Genomic DNA, 16909 nt, shown 5'->3' with positions numbered 1-16909 from the left:
AAGGTTTCAGTTGTTTTTTGACTTTTGTTGAGACCAATAGAAGCCCACTTAATATGTTTTACGCCCTAAGGCAGTTGACAATTAAAATTTAATACTATGAATTTCCCATCCATATTCAGAATAAACCGGCCAAGTAGGTTTAATATCAGTCCTAGACATTACGATCCGGTAAAGGAAGAAATTAAAAATAGGACGGAAATGATCAAGAAGGATTTGGAAATAGAAGGGGTGCTAAATCCGGAGGAACAACAAATACTGGAAAGAAATGTTTCTGGGGGATCCTCTAGAATTAGGGGGTCTTTTACAGGGGGAAGCCCGATTAAAAAACAACCTTCCAATATCATGGACAATACAGGATTGATTCGGATGATCATCATTGTATTGTTAGTGGGAGGCTTTGGTGGATACATCTACCTAGGTCCGGTAATTCTGTATTACCTGCTTTATTTAGCAACCGGTGGAGCTTTATTGTTTGGCCTTTTCAAGCTAAAAGGGAGAAAGAAAGATGAATGATATGATCCAGTTGTTGCCGGACGCCATTGCAAACCAGATAGCTGCTGGGGAAGTGGTGCAAAGACCGGCATCAGCCTTGAAAGAGCTTTTGGAAAATGCCATTGATGCCCAAGCCCAATCCATACAGGTGGTGATAAAGGATGCCGGGAAGTCTTTGATTCAGGTGATTGATGATGGGCTTGGCATGTCCCTAACCGATGCCCGGATGTGTTTTGAAAGGCATGCAACTTCTAAAATCAAGAAGTCAGATGACCTTTTAAATATACGGACACACGGTTTTAGGGGAGAAGCCATGGCGTCTATTGCTGCCGTAGCACAAGTGGAACTAAAAACCAAACGCGATGGCGATGAGTTGGGAACGCTAATTCAGGTGGAAAGCTCAACGGTTAAAAAACAAGAACCCATCGTTTACCAAAGGGGAACTTCCGTTTCAGTCAAAAATCTGTTTTGCAATGTTCCGGCACGAAGAAATTTTCTCAAATCCAATGCGGTAGAGACCAAGCACTTGGTAGAAGAGTTTCAGCGGGTAGCTTTGGCATACCCCAAGATTTCCTTTTCATTTTATCAAAATGACATGGAGCTCTTTAAATTGGCCGGAGGGAAATTGAGTAAAAGAATTGTAGGGATTTTTGGTAAGCAATACCGCGATAAGCTGATTGTTTGTCAGGAAGAATCCCCTCACATAAATATTCAAGGGTATATTGGCAAACCTGAACAAGCCAAAAAATCCCGAGGAGAGCAGTATTTCTTTGTAAACAATCGCTTTATCAAAAGCAATTACCTGGGGCATGCTGTCAGTACCGCTTTCGAATCTTTAATAGGACAGGATCAACATCCATTCTATGTTTTGTTTTTAGACATAGATCCAAAGCACATAGACATTAATGTACATCCCACAAAGACTGAAATCAAATTTGATGATGAAAGAACCATCTATGGGGTGGTTCGGGCTGCAGTAAAGCAAGCCTTGGGCGCGCACCATGTAGTACCCACCATCGATTTTAGTTTGGACGTAAATTTTACGGACACCTGGAGCAGAGATACAGAAAAAAGAAAAGAAGTAGGTCTGGAAAATAATTACAGGACTTATAGAGGGCCCGGAATGGCCAATAAAGATTCTAAAGGCTGGGAGCAGCTGTTTCAAAAGGACCATGAGGAACGGGCCATAAATTTTGACCCAGAAAGAGGAAACACAGGACAGCAAGAACTTAAAACTTTTCCTAGCAAGGTTAATAGCAAGGATGCGTCGCCTGTAAGTGAAATAAATAAACCTGCCTTGGGTAGTGGAAATACCTTTCAGGTGGAGCAAACTTATATTGTTACACAAACTTCTTCCGGATTATTGATCTTTGACCAGCAGGCCACACATCAGCGAATCCTTTACGAACGGTATGCCAGTCAATTAGAGCAGTCCAAGGGAGCATCCCAACAGTGTCTCTTTCCCCAGAATATTAGGCTTAGCCCGGCAGATTTTGCCTTGGTAATGGATTTGAAAGAAGAGCTCAGTGATTTGGGTTTCCAGTTGTCAGAATTTGGTCAGCATGCCATTTTGATCAATGGGGTGCCTGCCGATATTCATATTACAAGTGAAAAGGTGTTGTTTGAAGAACTATTGGAGCAATTCAAACATTTTAAGAATGAACTCTCATTAAATAAAAAAGAGAATCTTGCCAGGTCTCTGGCAAAAAAAACCTCTATAAAAAGAGGAGATAAACTTCAGAGTCAAGAGATGGAGAATCTCGCAGGGCAATTGTTTGCCTGTCAAAATCCCAATTATAGTCCTGAGGGTAGCAAAACCTTCATTAAGTTGGATTTAAATAAAATTGATCGCTTTTTTTATTCCTGAATTAAAATAAGAATTTATGTTTAGAGCCCTTACACCCATTGTGAAAAACCTATTGTTAATTACGGTGGGTATGCATGTAATCGCTTCCTTTTTTCTTCCACAACTGAGTGGGCTTTTTGCCTTGTATTATATAGAGAGCAAAAATTTCATGCCTTTTCAGTTTGTGACCTATATGTTTATGCATGCAGATTTCTGGCATTTGTTCAGCAATATGTTTGGCCTATTTATATTTGGCCCATTATTGGAACAATTTCTGGGGCCTAAAAAGTTGCTTATTTTATGGATGGTATGTGGTGTAGGGTCCGGGGTGTTGTATTCGGGTTATGTAGCTTATAATATGGGTCAATTGAATAATAAGATCGAAGCCTTTACTGAGGATCCGGATCCCGAGGAGTTCAATCGATTTGTCTCTGCCTATAGCCATTATTTTAATCCGGTAATTTATGATTTTATCGATGATTACAGTCGGGATGCAGACAATCCGGAGTTTGTGGACAGAGCAAAAAGGAGCATGTTGGGCGTAAGAGATGTACAAGCTAATATACCTATGGTGGGTGCTTCAGGAGCATTATTCGGTATTCTGATCGCATTTGGAATGCTCTTCCCCAATACGCAGTTGTTTTTGCTTTTCCCACCAATGCACATAAGGGCAAAATACCTTGTATTGTTCTATGGACTATACACAGTTTATAATATATTTGTATCGAATCCCACTGACAATGTAGCCCATTTCGCCCACCTATCAGGATTATTGATAGGAGCAGTCTTGGTTACTTTTTGGAAAAAGGATAGGCAAAGTTTTTATTAAAAGAGAAAAAATGTACGGAGGGTTTTGGTACCATATCAGGCATGCATTTGACCATAAAAACAATGGTCTATACAAGATTATTGCCATAAATTTACTGGCTTTCTTGGTATTGATGGTGCTTCGGGTCTTCCTAACTATAGGAGGTTCCGAAACTACCTATCGCTCAATTATATCTTTTTTTATGATGCCGGCAGCGATTCCTCAGTTTCTCATGCAGCCCTGGACGATCATAAGCTATATGTTTTTGCATGAAGGCTTTTTGCATATTATTTTCAATATGCTATTTCTTTATTGGTTTGGCTTGTTGGTTCAGGAGTATTTGGGAAGTAGAAAGCTAGTCAATTTGTATATTCTAGGTGGAATCGCAGGAGGATTACTCTATATGATTCTTTATAACATTGCCCCTTATTTTAGTGACCGAGTAGATGGAGCCTTAATGCTTGGAGCAAGTGCAGGGGTTTATGCCATAGTTGTGGCTGCGGCCACGCTGCGTCCTGATACGGAGTTTCATTTGCTTTTATTAGGCCCTGTAAAAATTAAATATATCGCCATATTTTATGTATTGGTAGCCTTTGCAAATTCAGCAGGTGCCAATGCAGGAGGAGAATTGGCACATTTAGGAGGAGCAGCCTTGGGATTTGTATACATACTGCAATTGAACAAGGGAATAGATATTGGAAAACCTGTTCAGACGGTGGGAACGTTTTTTGAGAAATTATTTTCGCAAAAGCCCAAGGTTAAGGTAACCTATAGACGTGATGCAGAATCCACTAGGAAAAAAGCTGGAAGAGGTGGTTCCGCATCAACCGCTTCATCTAGCAGAAGTACACAAGAAGAAATTGACAGGATTTTAGATAAAATCGCTGACAAAGGCTACGATAACCTCACCAAAGAGGAGAAAAGAAAGCTTTTTGATTTTAGCAATAAAGACAGCTAAATTCCCTTTGAATTCTATTTATAGCCTAAAGTACTTTTAAAAGCCTCTAATCCTCTATCTGTCAAATAAGGAAGAACAGTGGAAAATATCAATTTACTGTAGTAGGAAAATTGAATGTCATTGGGCCCAAAAACGGCTGAATTATGGCTTAGCCAATAATCCGACAACATCATTATTTGAACCGATAAATTTTCAAAATTACCCGGAAATTTTTCCTTGTAGAAATAGCCTTCCTTTTCTAGGGTGCTAAATAAATGAATTAGTTGAGCTTTTCTTAGAGCTGTTAACTCCAAATACTTGTCTTTAACGGTTTCGTTGCTTTGGATAAGCTTGGTTAAATTCAGCATTAGGTAGCGGTACCTGGTCTGTAATTTGAAAATTCTTACAATAATCCTAAAAAGCTTTTCCAAGGAAAAAGAGGGCTGGTCTATTTCTTCAGCCAAAGCATTGGCACTGTCACATAGCTGTAAGAATGCTTTGACGAGAAAGTCATCAATATCAGAAAAGTACTGAGAAAATTCATCGGATGATATCTCAGCTATTTCTAGTATTAATTCGAGCTCCAATGGATTGCAGTTTTGCTCGTTTATTATAGGAAGAGTTTTCTCAATAATTTCATTGGGTTGCATCACTATAATTTAAATTAAGGAGTGAAATTTTCTTTCTACTATTAACAACTGCTTTAATTTGTAAACTCGAACAATAATTGTACCTTTTATTGTTAATTATCAATAAGTTAAGGTTAAAATTTAAAATAATCAAATCGAAATAAACCCAATACTCTTGGAGAGTTTAGTGATGCGAGTTTTTTGTTTTATTTTCTTTCCTTTACAATTCATTTTTATTTGCCAGCTGACCACAAGCTGCGTCTATATCTTGTCCTCTTGATTTTCTGACGTTGGCGATAATGCCTGACCCTTCCAAAATGGAAAGGTATAAGTCAATTTTGTCTTGGGAAGCTTGTCTGAATTCCCCTTCATCAATAGGGTTGTATTGGATAATATTTACCTTGGAAGGGATGTGTTTACAGAATTTAGCCAATGCTCGGGCATGCTTTTCGTCATCGTTGATGCCGTCCCAAATGACATATTCGTAGGTAACCTTCCTTTTGGTTTTGCTGTACCAGTATTTTAATGCCTGTGCCAAATCTTCCACGGTGTTGGTTTCATTGATAGGCATTAGCCTTGTTCTGGTTTCGTTGATGGCAGAGTGTAAAGAAAGGGCCAAATTGAATTTGACCTCGTCGTCTGCCAATTTTCGAATCATCTTTCCAATGCCTACTGTGGACAAGGTTATTCGCCTTGGTGAAATGCCTAAACCTTCCGGAGAACATATTTTATCAATAGCAGAAAGAACGTTCTGGTAATTGAGCAAGGGCTCACCCATACCCATGAAAACAATATTGGTAAGCGGGCGATCAAAATACAAGCTGGCTTCTTCCTGAATGGCTACTACCTGATCATAAATTTCATCCGGGTTAAGGTTACGCATTCTCTTCAGCCGAGCGGTAGCGCAAAAATTACAATCCAAGCTACATCCCACCTGAGAAGATACGCAGGCAGTGATTCTTTTAGATGTTGGTATGAGCACAGATTCCACAATATTGCTATCATATAATTTGACAGCATTCTTAATGGTGCCATCCGTACTCCGCTGAAACTGGTCTACCAAAATGTGGTTAATCGTGAAATTTTCCTTTAATATTTCCCTGGTGGATTTGGAAATATTACTCATTTCATCAAAGTTTTTCAAAGACTTGTTCCACAGCCACTCATAAACTTGTTTTGCCCTGAATTTTTTTTCTCCTACAGAAAGAAAATAGGCTTCAAGTTCTTCAAGTGTCAGTTTTCTAATGTCTTGTTTTTTTTCTGCCTGCATGATATTAATTTACTTGGAATCTGTCATTAACAGCCCTTTAATCATTAAAGGTTCAAATGGTACAGTATTGTTTAAGCAATTGACTAAAAAAATGCCATGGGTACGATGTCCTAGTTTTTTCTTATGCTCCAATTGTCCTTATTTAAAGGTAGGGAATTTAGCTCCAGTTTGATTCAACTCCTCCATTAACCTTTCTTCAAGTGCAATAGTCTTTTCAGGAAATTCATTGCTAATGTCTTGCGTCTCTCCGGGATCCGTTTCCAGATTGAATAATTGGTTGTTGCCACTTTCATAATCATGAATTAATTTCCAATTTCCTTGCCTGATTGCAGATCCCGGTTTCCATGCACTTCCATGATATTGAGGGTAATGCCAGAAGAGCAGCTCCCTTTCAGGTGCTTCCCCTCCCAATAGGTAAGGAGAAAGATCCTTTCCATCCTTTTCCTCAAATTCTGCCCCCGCCATACTGAGTAAAGTAGGGAAGATATCCATGCTAATGACAGGGAGGTCTGTTGCCGTTCCCGGATTTTTGATGCCCGGGCCTTTTATCAGCATTGGAACCCTAATCCCTCCTTCATAGCACCAGCCTTTACCGGCTCTTAAAGGGCCGTTTGCTGTGGGGGCCCCTTCACCATATAAGGTGGACAGTCCCCCATTGTCACTGGTCAATATTACCCAAGTGTTGTCATCCAAACCTTGCGCCTTAAGCTCCTCCATTATTCTGCCCACATTTTCATCCATAGCGGCTACCATAGATGCATAAGCGGCATTGTCTTGAATTAATTTTGTTTGCCCTTCTCCTTCTTGTCTGTATTTGGCCTGTTCTTCGGATACAATCCTGTTTTCTTTTTTCTCTAGGAAATAGTCATGCCTTTTCGGAGCAGCTTGGATAGGGGTGTGAACGCTATAAAAGGAAAGGTACAACAAGAATGGCTCTTTATTTTTTTCACGAATCAGTTGTAAACTTTCGTTGGTCAATCTGTCGGTAAGGTATTCCCCTTCCGGTCCATCAGTAAGTTTAGGGTTGCCGTAGGGGGAATAATAACCGTTGCTTATGCCCTTTTTTAGCTGTGGAGCTCCTACGCGCCATCCTCCTATATTCACATCGAAACCTTGGTTTTCGGGCCAATACTTCTCCTCTTCTCCCAGGTGCCATTTTCCAATAAAAAAGGTTTGATACCCATTGTCCTTAAACTTTTCAGCAAGCGTTGTTTCTTCCAAAGCGAGTTCGTTATTAATCGAAGGGGTAATGATGGGCCGGCTTTCTTCGAATTTATCATAGCCTGGAATCCAATCAGTAATACCTAGCCTATTGGGGTGCATGCCAGTCATTAAAGCAGCGCGAGTGGGGCTGCATACCGGATGTGCAGCATAGGCTTGGGTAAAACGCAAGCCTTCCTTGGCCATTTGATCCAGGTTAGGCGTTTCATAAAAACTCTCCGGATAATTGGCTTTTACATCGGCCCAACCCAAGTCATCCACAAGGATAAAGACAAAATTAGGTTTTTGTTTAACTTCTTCTTCTCCTTGGCAAGCGCTAATTAGTAAGCCCAAAAGGAGAAAATAGTATGTATTTTTCATGTAGATACGAGCTGTTTGGTCTACAAAGGTAGGTAATACAATGAAATTTTAAGGGGGAGAAATTAAATATCAATGCAGTTACCGAATTTAAGGTAGCATTAACTGCCAAAAGGTCTGGTTTTTATGGGTTTTATGTTCGAAATCGGACATAATTTCAGGGTTTTTACTTAATTCCGGTTTGGTTTCATATTTGTATAAGGTATGAAAAGCAATTAGTAATTAAATAAACCGGAGCAATAATGGATTTCAAGCAATTTACTATTAAATCACAGGAAGTGATTCAGAAAGCCTTGGAGCTATGTACCGCTGAGCAACAGCAGCTTATAGAGCCTGCTCATTTGCTGAAGGGAATTGTCCAAGTAGATGCCAATGTTACGGATTTTATATTCCAGAAATTAGGGATCAATTCAGGTTTGATCCTGCAGAAGTTAGATGAAATCATAAGTCAATATCCAAAAGTAAGTGGTCAACAACCCTATTTATCCAACGCGACAAATGAGGTAATAACAAAAGCAAAAAATTACCTCAAGACTTTTGGGGATGAATTTGTAGCAGTGGAGCATTTGTTATTAGGTATTTTAGCCGGTTCTGAGAAAGTAGCGCAGCTATTAAAAGGACAAGGCCTAAATGAAAAAAAATTAATAGAAGTTATCAAAGAACTTAGAAAAGGAAACAAAGTGACAGATCAAAACGCAGAATCTAAATACAGGTCCTTAGAAAAATATTCTAAAAATTTAAATGACCTGGCCAAAAAAGGAAAGATTGATCCTGTCATCGGTAGAGATGAAGAAATCAGGAGGGTCTTGCAAATATTGGCAAGAAGGACCAAAAATAACCCGATACTATTGGGCGAGCCCGGGGTAGGTAAAACTGCCATCGTGGAAGGTTTGGCCCAAAGGATTGTAAGTGGAGATGTGCCAGAAAACCTAAAGAGTAAAACCCTAATATCATTGGATATGGGGCTCTTGGTGGCAGGGGCTAAATACAAAGGGGAGTTTGAGGAACGACTTAAAGCAGTTATCAAAGAAGTAACTGATGCTGAAGGTGAAATAATTTTATTTATTGATGAGATTCATACCCTTATTGGTGCCGGAGGTGGAGGTGAAGGTGCAATGGATGCAGCCAATTTATTAAAACCCGCTTTGGCAAGAGGAGAGTTGCATGCCATTGGAGCGACAACTTTGAAAGAATACCAAAAATACATAGAAAAGGATAAAGCACTTGAACGTCGTTTCCAACAAGTGGTAGTGGATGAGCCGGATGCTGCAGATGCCATTTCCATTCTACGAGGTATCAAAGACAAGTATGAATTGCACCATGGAGTTAGGATAAAAGATGATGCGGTTATTGCTGCAGTGGAACTTTCACAACGCTATATATCGGATCGATATTTGCCGGATAAGGCCATTGATTTGATGGATGAAGCAGCGGCAAAATTAAGGATGGAGATTGACTCCCTTCCTCAGGAGTTAGATGAGCTAAATAGGCGCATCATGCAATTGGAAATTGAAAGGGAGGCCATAAGGCGAGAAAAAAACAAAGATAAAGAGAGTGTACTTAGCAAAGAGCTTGCAGACCTTACTGAAAAGAGGCAAGAACTTAAAGCCAAATGGGAAGGTGAAAAAGCCGTTATACAAGGCATCCAAAGAGAGAAAGAGAATATTGACAAATTTAAAATAGAAGCAGAGCAGGCGGAGAGAGGTGGAGATTTCGGTAAGGTCGCTGAAATCCGTTACGGCAAAATTGTAGAGAGCGAGCAAAAATTAGAATCTTTCAAAGAGCAGCTGAAGGAGATGCAAGAAAATTCCACCTTGCTAAAAGAGGAGGTGGATAGTGAAGATATTGCTGCTGTGGTCAGCAAGTGGACGGGTATTCCTTTGTCTAAAATGATCCAAAGCGAAAGGGAGAAATTACTTCACCTGGAAGATGAATTGGGCAAACGAATTGCAGGTCAGAAGGACGCCATCACTGCGCTTTCGGATGCAGTGAGGAGAAGTAGGGCAGGCCTTCAAGATCCAAAACGCCCTATAGGTTCGTTTATTTTCTTAGGTACTACAGGGGTTGGTAAAACAGAATTGGCCAAAGCACTGGCGGAGTACTTATTCAGCGATGAGAATGCAATGGTCAGAATCGACATGTCTGAGTACCAAGAAAGACATGCTGTAAGCAGGCTTGTTGGAGCGCCTCCAGGATATGTAGGCTATGATGAAGGTGGTCAACTTACGGAAGCTGTGAGAAGAAAGCCTTATTCCGTGGTATTGCTGGATGAAATTGAAAAGGCACACCCGGATGTGTTCAATATTCTCCTTCAAGTATTAGATGATGGTAGGCTTACCGACAATAAAGGAAGGATAGCCAACTTCAAAAATACCATTATTATCATGACCACGAACATTGGATCTCATTTAATTCAGGAGCGATTTGAGAACCTGAACGAGAGCAATAAAGAAGAAGTACTGGAAAGCACAAAAGAAGAGGTTTTTAATTTGTTGAAAAAATCTGTGCGGCCTGAGTTCTTGAATAGAATTGATGAAACCATCATGTTCGAGCCACTCAACAGGAAGATCCTTCGGAAAATTGTGGATATCCAATGGAGAGAAATTCAGCAACGCTTGGCAGAATCAGGTATCGAAATTGATGCTACCCAAGATGTGCTGGATCATTTAGGGGAAGTTGGGTTTGATCCTCAGTATGGAGCTAGGCCATTAAAAAGAACCATGCAACGCTTGGTGTTAAATGAGTTGTCCAAACAGATTTTGAGTGGGTACATCAAGAACGATAGCGCTGTACTGGTGGATTTAGATGCAGAAAAACAGGTCTATTTCAAGAATGTAGACCATGTTGAGATAAGTTAAAGTTCGGTTTATTGGGTTTATTAGTTGGACAGCCAACCTGTTTTCAGGTTGGCTGTTTTTTTTGTACGAGTCCCAAGCCATTGTAAATTCCGGTGATTGACCTTCATCCAAGGTAGCCAAGGAGGGTAAGTAAATGCCCTTTCTAATCAATATAAAATGGCTGCTAACTTTTGGGAGGCAATGAGCTTATGGTGAAATAAGAGATATTATGCTCTGTGCTTTTAAATAAAATTTTACGAATAGGGTGATGTGTCTTTTTAAATTATTGTAAATTTAATTTTGTACTAGTTTAGTACTTGTAAATTCCCCATTTAGCCAATAGTCATTTTATATATGAACAATGTAAAAGGTTTGCGTTTAGTTTTGCTTCTGTTGTTTTTAAGCGGGGCGGTATACTTTTTCGGCTGGTTTAGTTTTTTTGAACTTCAGAATAAGCAAAATGTGGATTGGGAACAACCCGGGGGAAATTTGCGACAAACAAAATATTCACCTTTAGACATAATCAATAAAGAGAATGTTGAAAATTTAAAAGTCGCTTGGACCTATCATTCAGGAGATAAATCCGGAAATGTTCAGCTCAACCCGTTAATTATATCTGGAATCATGTATGTGACCACGCCCGGTCAGGAGCTTATTGCTGTTAACGCTGTAAATGGGGAAGAAATTTGGAGGTTTAATCCTTCAAGAGCGGGAGAGGAATTTGGTGGGATCAATAGAGGGGTTGCTTATTGGAGATCAGGACAAGAAGAAAGGTTGATTTATACGGTTGGCCATTTTCTCTATGCTGTAGATAGATTAACAGGGCTTCCAGTAGCATCCTTTGGAGATAGCGGAAGGGTGGACCTGAATGAAGGCTTGGTAAAACCCAAAGAGGAGATGGGAATCATTTCACCCGGTGCACCAACAGTTTTTAAAGACTTGGTGATATTGGGAGGGGTAAGTTGGAGCTCGCCATCCAATGTTTCAGCTTTTAATGTTCATACAGGAGAAAGGGAGTGGATTTTCAATACCATTCCACAACCGGGAGAGTTCGGTCACGACACTTGGGGAGATGCAGGCTTCTGGAAAACAGGGGCAGGGGTAAACTCATGGGGTGGATTGGCTGTAGATGAGGAAAGAGGCTTTGTTTATTTTTCAACAGGTCAACCAAAAAATGATTTTTACCGACCTGATAATGAAGGAAAGCATCTATTTGGAAATTCTATTGTGGCACTTAATGGAAAATCCGGGGAAAGGTTATGGCATTATCAGGCCGTTCATCATGACCTTTGGGATTTAGATTTACCAGCAGCTCCCATTCTGGTTGAACTCACCAAAGATGGAAAAAAAATACCTGCAGTAATTCAATTGACCAAGACAGGAAATACGCTGATATTTAATAGGCTGGATGGAGAAATGCTTTCTGAGGTGGAAGAAGTGCCGGTGCCTCCCTCTGTCCTCCCAGGAGAATTTGCATACCCTAGTCAGCCATTGGTGAGATGGCCTGAGCCTTTTTCGAAACAAATTGTTACGCAGGAAGATTTGACCTCACGGACTGCGGAAGCAGAAGCTTTTGCAAAAAGCGTTTTTTCTGAGTCTGATGCAGGTTGGTTTATCCCTCCATCAGAAAAGAATATTCTTTATTATGGCATCCATGGAGGCGCTGAATGGGGAGGAGGATCCTATGATGAAGAAGAGAATGTATTGTTTGTAAATGCCAATGAATTGGCCTGGGTGATAAAGATGCGAGATATTAATGCGGAGAAGAGAGAGGATGAGCAGATTAGTTCAGGAGAAAAAGTTTATTTAAAAATGGGGTGTGCGGGTTGTCACGGTGCTGATAGGGAAGGTCTTGGGGAACTTCCGTCCTTACTGAACTTGCATTCAAAGTTTGATACCATTGAGTTGAAAAAAATTATTACAGAGGGTAAGAATTCCATGCCTTCATTTGCTCAAATCGAAGGAAAGGCTTTAACCGAGCTGACTGATTTTTTGCTGGAACAGGAGAATCTTACTGGAGAGAAAAAAGCCAATTACAAACCCTTATACAGATCTTTAGGCTTTAATAAATTTTTAGATCCTGATGGTTATCCGGCAACGGCCCCTCCTTGGGGAACCATGAACGCCATTGATCTAACCACCGGAAAGATAAAATGGAAAGTACCACTGGGAGAACATGAGGAGCTTACAGAACAAGGGCATCCAATAACCGGCACAGAGAATTTTGGTGGGTCTATAGTGACAGCAGGTGGCTTGGTCTTTGTGGCAGCAACCCGCGATGAGAAAATAAGGGCATTTGATAAAGAAACAGGGGAGGTATTATGGGAAGAGAAGTTGCCATTTGGGGGCTATGCAACGCCAAGTACATATGCTGTAGATGGTGAGCAGTATGTGGTGATACCGGCCACAGGTGGAGGTAAATTAGGAGGGCATACCGGGGATGCCTATATCGCCTATAAATTACCATAGCTCTACCAGCTCCTGCAGAGAATATCTTTTAAGCATATTAAAAATTGACTGCCAAATACCAAGAAGCTAATTCAAAAAATAAGTAAAAACTCAAATAACGTTATGAATAAATTAATTGTATTGCAGCTTTTATTTTTGCTATCTATCAACTGTTTAATTTTTGAAGTCAAAGGGATGCAATCTGATTTCACAGAGCAGTCGAAAAAAATTGTTTTGATAGCAGGACCGAAAAGCCATGGCCCTCAATCCCATGAATACATAAAATCAGTAAGGCTTATTAAAACAATGTTGGACAAGTCCAATGTTGAAAGGGTAACTTCTGAAATCCACCTAAATGGCTGGCCGGAGGAGCCTTCAACTTTAGATAATGCCGACCTTATACTTTTTATCACTGATGGGAGAGATGGCCACTTGTTTTCAGATGTGCCATTTATGACAAGTGATCGGATGAAGATAATGCAAAAGCAAATGGATAGGGGCTGTGGTATTTCCTTGATTCATTTTTCAACTTTTGCATCAGATCATTTTGGTAAAAAAATATTGGAATGGGGAGGTGGCTATTTTGATTGGCAAGATGATTTGGGAGAAAGAAACTGGTTTTCTGCCATCAAAACTATGGAAAGTAAACTTGTTTTTCAAAATCCCAATCATCCTATAGTGTCCGGGCTAGAACCTTTTGTATTGAAAGATGAGTATTATTACAATATCAGGTTTCAGGAAGGCGATGACCGTGTACAGCTAATTGCTGAAGTGCCTGAGTTGGAAGGAAGAAAAGGCAGTGGAAACACTGTAGCTTGGGCCCTAGAAAGGAAAGACGGAGGGAGAGGATTTAGCACAACAATGGGTCATTTTTTCTCAAACTGGGAAAATGATAATTTCAGAAAAATGTTGCTCAATGGGATTGTTTGGGCATCAGGGGCAGAAGTACCCCAAAAGGGAGTGGAGGCTAAATTTTTCAATGATCAGGAAGTAAGCCTGCATCTCTTTCAAAAGTCCCGAAAAGCATTGTTGCTCACAGGGAACCATCACCCTGCCCACCCATGGCAACAAACTTCATTACAAGTAAAGTCAATCATTGAAGAGAATACTGGGTTTTATGTGGATATTTCTACGAATATTGAAGATCTCTCTCAATATGATCTTGAAGATTATGATGCATTAATCCTGAACTATGCCAATTGGGAAGATCCTAAAACATTGTCGGATGGATCAAAAAAATCCTTTGTCAATTACTTGAAAGAAGGAGGGGGCTTGATTGTGTTGCATTTTGCCAATGGTGCTTTTCACTTCTCTCTCCCCAATGCCGGAGCTTCTGACTGGCCCGAATACAGGAATATCGTCAGTAGAGTGTGGGATCACCACTCAGACAGCGGCCATGATAAATATGGGGAATTTTCCGTTAAGGTTTCAAGTCACAAGCATCCGATCACATCAGGGGTTGAGGATTTTTTAACTTTTGATGAATTGTATTTTAACCAGAAAGGAGATCGGTCCATTGAACCTTTATTAACGGCCAAATCCAATATAACAGGAAAGAAAGAACCATTAGCATGGGTTTACAACTATGGCAAAGGAAAGGTTTTTCAAACCCTGTTGGGGCATGATGCCAAGTCTTTTAGCGCTAAGCAGTTTCAAATGGTACTTTCCAATGCAATCAATTGGGTGGCAAAGGACAATGAGGATTAAACCCGAAATATGCAATAGACATTCTATTACGTGCTGAAATCGCTTTAAAAACAGCCACTTCGTTGCTGTTTTCAATTTCACCATAGCGGTGCTATGCTAAAATCTCCAAACAGTCTGATTTTCTTGCGATTGCAACACTCATTACGAATCCTGTTACATAATCCGGGTTAGAGGATAGGAAGATATTTAATGGTTTAATTGTGGACCGTTTGCTACAGCTTTGTCCTATTTTTTCCATTTTTGACTTTCCTCGGTCACAGCAACATCCCAAGCTTGAGCGGGATTCTCTTGATACATCGGGTCATTGTCCTTTAGCGGAAATGATTGCATCACTTCATAAAGTTGCTGGAAGTTCTTTTTTCTTTCCTCAGAATTTAAGCTGTCTTTAAGGTTAACCTTTTCTTCAGGGTCCAGCTGCAAATCAAAAAATGATTCGGCCTCCCTTTCTGAGTTGATATAGAGTTTATATTTTTTGTTTCGCAAAACCCTGTCTCGGAAAATGTATTGGTTTTCAACGCCATTCTTGGTAAGTGCAGCATGATTTCCTCCACCCATTCCCAATATCCATTCTCGGCCGGATGCTTCTTTCCCCTCTAATAAAGCATTTTTAAAGGACTGACCATCGATTTTAAAAGTTTTGTTGTTTTCTGACGGTTGTTTTTGCAAGTCTACCCCTGCCAAATCCAGAAATGTGGGATAATAATCAGTAAAGTCAATGAGCGCTTCAGACATTTGGTTTGGCTTTATTATACTTGGCCAGCTGGCAATAAAAGGTGCATTGATGCCGGATTCAATTGTTTTTGCTTTTCCGCCTTTTACCATCCGGCCATTTATTTTTCCTGTTATAGCTCCTGTAGTACCATTGTCTGTGGTCCAAATGACGAGGGTATTTTCCCTGATCCCTGCATCATCCAGGGCCTGGATTATTTCTCCCGTAATTTTGTCTGTGTATTTCACCATGGCTTTATGCTTCCCTAAATTGTCCGTCGCAGAGTCCAAAGGTGTATTTACAAATGGGGTGTGGGTGAGGACCATGGGATAATAAATAAACATGGGCTTGTTTTTATTAGTGGCAATAAAATCAATAATGAAATTTTTAAATACATCCGGCCCAAATTCTCCCTCGTAGGTATGACTCCCTTGTTTGGTGAAAATATAGGGATCTTGATACCGATTGATACTGGCTTCAATTCCTGTTTCATAACCGGTCCACATGCAATATTCGTCGAAGCCGTTTTTGGACAAGGCATCCGGTTCAACCCTGAAATCATCGATTTGCCATTTGCCTGCGATACAGGTGGTGTATCCGGCTTTTTGCATTTCCCTGCCTATAGAAGGGTTCATTTCCTCATCGAAATGCGCACCACCTCCCCATCGTGGAACATCCCAATGATTCACCCAGCCATGCCTGAAAGGATATTGACCGGTAAGTAAGGTAACCCTGGTTGGGGTGCATTGAGGCATGGAATAGACATTATGGAAGGTCATGCCACTAGCTGCCAGCGCATCAATATTGGGCGTAGAAATATTCTCAGCCCCATAATGACTGACCCATTCTTTACCCAAATCGTCCACCATAATAAAAATGATATTGGGTTGAGAGGGGGTAACAGTAGTAGTGCGGTTGTTGTTACAACCCATCAGGGAAAGAAGTAGTCCAAATAGAATTAGATTTTTCATAGGGATGTATTTCCGGGCCTATTGGCCTATTAATGAAGATGCCAGATGGGTAAGTCTCAATAAGCTTAACCTTTTTTACCGGAGATAAAATAATCCAGTTTTTGATTGGTGGATTTTTGAATTTTCTTTTTCATAAAAGGTGTCCATCCAATCAAGTAGCCAACAGTTCCCATGGCTTGTTTACTCCATTCCCATAAGTTAAAAGTATCGATATGTTCGATGATTTTACCCTCCTTAAACTTAAATTCAGCACTAACATTATTGATTACTTTTCGTTTTTTTTCACCAAAATGATATTCAGCCACCCAGTTTACTTTTCCTTTTTTTTCAGACACACGCGCAATATCAAAACTGATTTTGAGGTCTTCTTTTTTTGGAGTGAGTAACATTTCCCACATCTTAAATGCTCGATCTCCCTTTAAAGAACCGAAGACAGGGTCTTTGAATAGGATGTCCTTATGGTAACATTCTCCCATTGCTTTATTGTCTCCTTTTATAAAAGAAGTGTAAAATTTATTCATTAGTGCTTTGTTGTCCATGCTTGTTTGTTACCCTAAAGGATTTTGGTGGAAACTGAATTTCCAAATATTTACTAAAGAAAATAGTTAAGCTTCTGAATCGAATTTATCAATTTGTTTTTTTATCTCTTTATCAAATAGCAACTATCTTTCGAGAAA

12 protein-coding genes are annotated in these 16909 nt (G+C 40.1%); 7 read left to right on the top strand and 5 right to left on the bottom strand.

The features are described from left to right. Positions 1-96 precede the first annotated feature (96 nt). Genes Q4534_RS13545 through Q4534_RS13530 form a run of 4 tightly spaced genes read left to right on the top strand, consistent with a single transcriptional unit; the run spans position 97 to position 4104 of the window. The gene (locus Q4534_RS13545) at positions 97-513 is read left to right on the top strand and encodes a hypothetical protein (RefSeq protein WP_303613680.1); all 417 of its coding nucleotides are present in this window, start codon (positions 97-99) and stop codon (positions 511-513) included. Then, on the top strand, positions 506-2359 hold the full coding sequence (mutL, locus tag Q4534_RS13540; protein WP_303613679.1) for a DNA mismatch repair endonuclease MutL: 1854 nt from the start codon (positions 506-508) through the stop codon (positions 2357-2359). Before Q4534_RS13545 ends, mutL begins: the two co-directional genes overlap by 8 nt. Before the next feature lie 16 nt (positions 2360-2375). Further along, positions 2376-3167, top strand: a complete 792-nt coding sequence (locus Q4534_RS13535) for a rhomboid family intramembrane serine protease (protein WP_303613678.1) — start codon at positions 2376-2378, stop codon at positions 3165-3167. A gap of 10 nt (positions 3168-3177) precedes the next feature. After that, a complete protein-coding gene (locus Q4534_RS13530) occupies positions 3178-4104 on the top strand; it encodes a rhomboid family intramembrane serine protease (protein ID WP_303613677.1) in 927 nt (308 codons plus the stop codon). A 14-nt stretch (positions 4105-4118) separates the two neighbouring features. Here Q4534_RS13530 and Q4534_RS13525 read toward each other — a convergent pair whose 3' ends face one another. The 3 genes from Q4534_RS13525 to Q4534_RS13515 form a co-directional block, all read right to left on the bottom strand. Next, a complete protein-coding gene (locus Q4534_RS13525; protein ID WP_303613707.1) occupies positions 4119-4733 on the bottom strand; it encodes a TetR/AcrR family transcriptional regulator in 615 nt (204 codons plus the stop codon). 199 nt (positions 4734-4932) lie between these two features. Further along, positions 4933-5982, bottom strand: a complete 1050-nt coding sequence (gene rlmN, locus Q4534_RS13520; RefSeq protein WP_303613676.1) for a 23S rRNA (adenine(2503)-C(2))-methyltransferase RlmN — start codon at positions 5980-5982, stop codon at positions 4933-4935. A 138-nt stretch (positions 5983-6120) separates the two neighbouring features. After that, complete coding sequence (locus Q4534_RS13515) at positions 6121-7563, bottom strand: sulfatase (RefSeq protein ID WP_303613675.1); 1443 nt, start codon at positions 7561-7563, stop codon at positions 6121-6123. 239 nt (positions 7564-7802) lie between these two features. Here Q4534_RS13515 and clpB point away from each other — a divergent pair, with 239 nt between their 5' ends. From clpB to Q4534_RS13500, 3 genes are all read left to right on the top strand, one after another. Beyond that, the gene (gene clpB, locus Q4534_RS13510) at positions 7803-10418 is read left to right on the top strand and encodes an ATP-dependent chaperone ClpB (protein WP_303613674.1); all 2616 of its coding nucleotides are present in this window, start codon (positions 7803-7805) and stop codon (positions 10416-10418) included. A gap of 333 nt (positions 10419-10751) precedes the next feature. After that, on the top strand, positions 10752-12866 hold the full coding sequence (locus Q4534_RS13505) for a PQQ-binding-like beta-propeller repeat protein (protein WP_303613673.1): 2115 nt from the start codon (positions 10752-10754) through the stop codon (positions 12864-12866). Between the two features lie 102 nt (positions 12867-12968). Next, positions 12969-14552 (top strand): ThuA domain-containing protein, encoded by a 1584-nt coding sequence (locus Q4534_RS13500; RefSeq protein WP_303613672.1) that lies wholly within the window; start codon positions 12969-12971, stop codon positions 14550-14552. A 225-nt stretch (positions 14553-14777) separates the two neighbouring features. Here the strand turns inward: Q4534_RS13500 and Q4534_RS13495 are convergent, their stop codons facing one another. Both Q4534_RS13495 and Q4534_RS13490 read right to left on the bottom strand, forming a co-directional pair. Beyond that, a complete protein-coding gene (locus tag Q4534_RS13495) occupies positions 14778-16232 on the bottom strand; it encodes a sulfatase-like hydrolase/transferase (protein WP_303613671.1) in 1455 nt (484 codons plus the stop codon). Positions 16233-16297: 65 nt separating this feature from the next. Further along, the gene (locus Q4534_RS13490; protein ID WP_303613670.1) at positions 16298-16771 is read right to left on the bottom strand and encodes a nuclear transport factor 2 family protein; all 474 of its coding nucleotides are present in this window, start codon (positions 16769-16771) and stop codon (positions 16298-16300) included. Between the last annotated feature and the right edge of the window lie 138 nt (positions 16772-16909).

Origin of the sequence: Cyclobacterium sp. 1_MG-2023 (assembly GCF_030546805.1) — a bacterium.
In the GTDB taxonomy this organism is placed as follows: domain Bacteria; phylum Bacteroidota; class Bacteroidia; order Cytophagales; family Cyclobacteriaceae; genus Cyclobacterium.
This window is presented reverse-complemented; position numbering and strand designations above follow the sequence as displayed.

Excerpts from the sequence above, each read along its gene's own strand:
- Q4534_RS13545 (WP_303613680.1), top strand. The coding sequence starts at position 97 with ATGAATTTCCCATCCATATTCAGAATAAACCGGCCAAGTAGGTTTAAT.
- mutL (WP_303613679.1), top strand. The coding sequence starts at position 506 with ATGAATGATATGATCCAGTTGTTGCCGGACGCCATTGCAAACCAGATA.
- Q4534_RS13535 (WP_303613678.1), top strand. The coding sequence starts at position 2,376 with ATGTTTAGAGCCCTTACACCCATTGTGAAAAACCTATTGTTAATTACG.
- Q4534_RS13530 (WP_303613677.1), top strand. The coding sequence starts at position 3,178 with ATGTACGGAGGGTTTTGGTACCATATCAGGCATGCATTTGACCATAAA.
- Q4534_RS13525 (WP_303613707.1), bottom strand. The coding sequence starts at position 4,733 with ATGCAACCCAATGAAATTATTGAGAAAACTCTTCCTATAATAAACGAG.
- rlmN (WP_303613676.1), bottom strand. The coding sequence starts at position 5,982 with ATGCAGGCAGAAAAAAAACAAGACATTAGAAAACTGACACTTGAAGAA.
- Q4534_RS13515 (WP_303613675.1), bottom strand. The coding sequence starts at position 7,563 with ATGAAAAATACATACTATTTTCTCCTTTTGGGCTTACTAATTAGCGCT.
- clpB (WP_303613674.1), top strand. The coding sequence starts at position 7,803 with ATGGATTTCAAGCAATTTACTATTAAATCACAGGAAGTGATTCAGAAA.
- Q4534_RS13505 (WP_303613673.1), top strand. The coding sequence starts at position 10,752 with ATGAACAATGTAAAAGGTTTGCGTTTAGTTTTGCTTCTGTTGTTTTTA.
- Q4534_RS13500 (WP_303613672.1), top strand. The coding sequence starts at position 12,969 with ATGAATAAATTAATTGTATTGCAGCTTTTATTTTTGCTATCTATCAAC.
- Q4534_RS13495 (WP_303613671.1), bottom strand. The coding sequence starts at position 16,232 with ATGAAAAATCTAATTCTATTTGGACTACTTCTTTCCCTGATGGGTTGT.
- Q4534_RS13490 (WP_303613670.1), bottom strand. The coding sequence starts at position 16,771 with ATGGACAACAAAGCACTAATGAATAAATTTTACACTTCTTTTATAAAA.